General features: G+C 42.0%; 1 protein-coding gene. It reads right to left on the bottom strand.

Features of this window, described 5'->3' with window-relative positions; translation table 11 throughout:
- Positions 1-105: 105 nt before the first annotated feature.
- Positions 106-1767: a group II intron reverse transcriptase/maturase gene (gene ltrA, locus QUB77_RS31475; protein ID WP_333180928.1), complete on the bottom strand. Its 1662-nt coding sequence runs from the start codon at positions 1765-1767 to the stop codon at positions 106-108.
- Positions 1768-2322 lie beyond the last annotated feature (555 nt).

Here is a 2322-nt window from a genome sequence, read left to right as displayed (position 1 = left end):
AATTAGAGTCGATGCCTGTGTTACCACAGGACACCTCTCCTTCAGAACGCGGACGTGCAGCTTTCACTGCATCCGGCTCCTAGTCTGACACCTAATAAGTCGGGTTTAACCCGCTGTTCGGACTCTCACCTGACCATGAACGGTCTGATGCTGGTGACATTCACGATGTAGAACTTCCAAATTTATAGGTTTCCAATTGTCATGGTTGCCGTCGATATGGTGTAGTTCTGCAATATCACCTGACATGAACGATAGATTACATTCTGTACATTTGTGATTCTGTTTCTTGAGAAGTCGTGCCGTTATCCCATCGTAGTGAGCATTCTCTCGTTTTGACCAGTAAACAAAATCGCCATCATAGGGTGATTTATCTCCCTTGACAATGACAAACTTGCAGGCTGACCAACTAACCGCAGGAATTGCTCTTTTTATAACCTTATTGGTTTGATAACGGTTGTATCTTCCTTGTTTCCGAATGAATTTCCATAACCAATAGCGCAGTGACCACAGGTTGTGTTGACTCAGATCGCAGAATCTATGGTAATTTCTCCACCCTCTTACCACCGAACCACACTTGTTGATGCGATGTTCGAGAGTGAAACGACTATCTTTTATCACTTCTTTAACTTTTGCCTTAATGCTAATTGTAGCTTTTTGACTTGGTGTTGAAATGAATTTACCATTGGGTTTAACTGAGAAGTGCCACCCAAGGAAGTCGAAACCATCTGTACTATGTACGACTTTGGTTTTGGCTTCTTTAACTTTTAATCCTCTTGTTTCCAAGAATTTATCAATGTGTGCTCGGAGGGGTTCAGGGTCGTCTTCTGGTTTCAGAATAAACACAAGGTCATCCGCATAACGAAAGCCAGTAATAGTGTCTATGTATCTGCCACCATTTCTGATTTTTAATCTGACCTCATGACCAACATTTTCTAATCCGTGAAGGACTATATTTGCTAGTAATGGGCTGAAAACTCCCCCTTGGGGGGTACCGGATTCTGATGAAGGAAATTCTCCTCTGACTCCAGCTTTTATTGCCCGAAATACCCCTTGTTTTGCTGCCTTTGGTAGTTGGACTGATTGCATTAAGAATTTGTGGTCAATCTTGTCGAAACATTTTTCAATATCCAATTCCAAAATTCTTTTTTCTAACCCATTACTGCTAGAGTTTAGATTATTGAATAATTGTCTCTGGATATCATGGCAGCTTCGGCTAGGTCTAAACCCATAAGAATGAGCGTTGAACGTAGCTTCTGCTGCGGGTTCCAAGGCATATTTGATGAGACATTGATATGCTCTGTCGCTAATGGTCGGGATTCCTAGTCCTCTTTTAGTTCCGTCTACTTTGGGGATGTACACTCGCTTTAGGGGCTGATGTTTCCATTGCTTCCAGTTCTTAACTAACACTTCAAATAGTGCTAGTCTTTGTGAGGGTTCGAGGGCTTTCTTTCCGTCCACCCCTGCGGTTTTCCGTCCAGTATTTAACTGTGTCACTTGCCGAATAGCAAGCAATTTCGCTGCTCTGGAGCTTAATAAAAGTTTCTGAAGCTTACGCACTAGGAGTACGTTACCGTTCTTCTGAGCCTTGAATATTCTCACTTGTAGGCGAAACACAATTTTCCGCAGCTTGCGCCAAGGAATTGATTTCCATTTATCAACTGGATTTAACTCCGTTGCCATAACATTCTCTACGCCTGAATGAACATTTTCTATGTAAACCGTACCCAGTTGTCCAAGAGTCCTGATTTCTTGAATTTTTGAGTACATCTTACCAACTCTACCCGCTAACCCTTATTTAAGGAGTCCACAATTTGAAAAGTTAATCTTCTAAAATTGAAGGTTGAAAGAGCAGTTTTATTCGTTCCTCTGTTGAGTTATTTTGTAGTTTTAGGTTCTCTCATTTCGCCCACGATTTCCCAGAATTGCATTTATCCAGTTCAAAATAATGCGGGTATTTTCACACTTTAAGTGTTATGTTGTGTCGTTGTTCGACCTTGATTTCGGTCGTTCACGCTCAGACGCTTTTTCCGAGAGTTCAACTAATGTTTAACCTTGACTACTTACCTATACGAGTTGCTCCCATCTCAGGTTTGTTATTCTCGTTCTGTCCCCAGCTTCATTTTTAGAGTTTGTTCTCTATCCATGTGGGCAGTTTTGGCATCACGCCATTCCTAGCGGGTAAGACTTGTCAAATTTGAGTTTGACGCACTCACACTCAACTGAAGTTACCTTTACTATCTTTTAGGGCTTGCACCCAAGGCGGCGTAAAGGCTCTAATCCCCTAACCCATACAGGCTAGTTTCATAGAAACGAACCGCACGA

The sequence above is a fragment of the Microcoleus sp. AT9b-C3 genome, assembly GCF_036705485.1.
Lineage (GTDB): Bacteria > Cyanobacteriota > Cyanobacteriia > Cyanobacteriales > Microcoleaceae > Microcoleus.
This window is presented reverse-complemented; position numbering and strand designations above follow the sequence as displayed.

Coding starts and splice junctions, on each gene's coding strand:
- ltrA (WP_333180928.1), bottom strand. CDS start 1,767: ATGTACTCAAAAATTCAAGAAATCAGGACTCTTGGACAACTGGGTACG.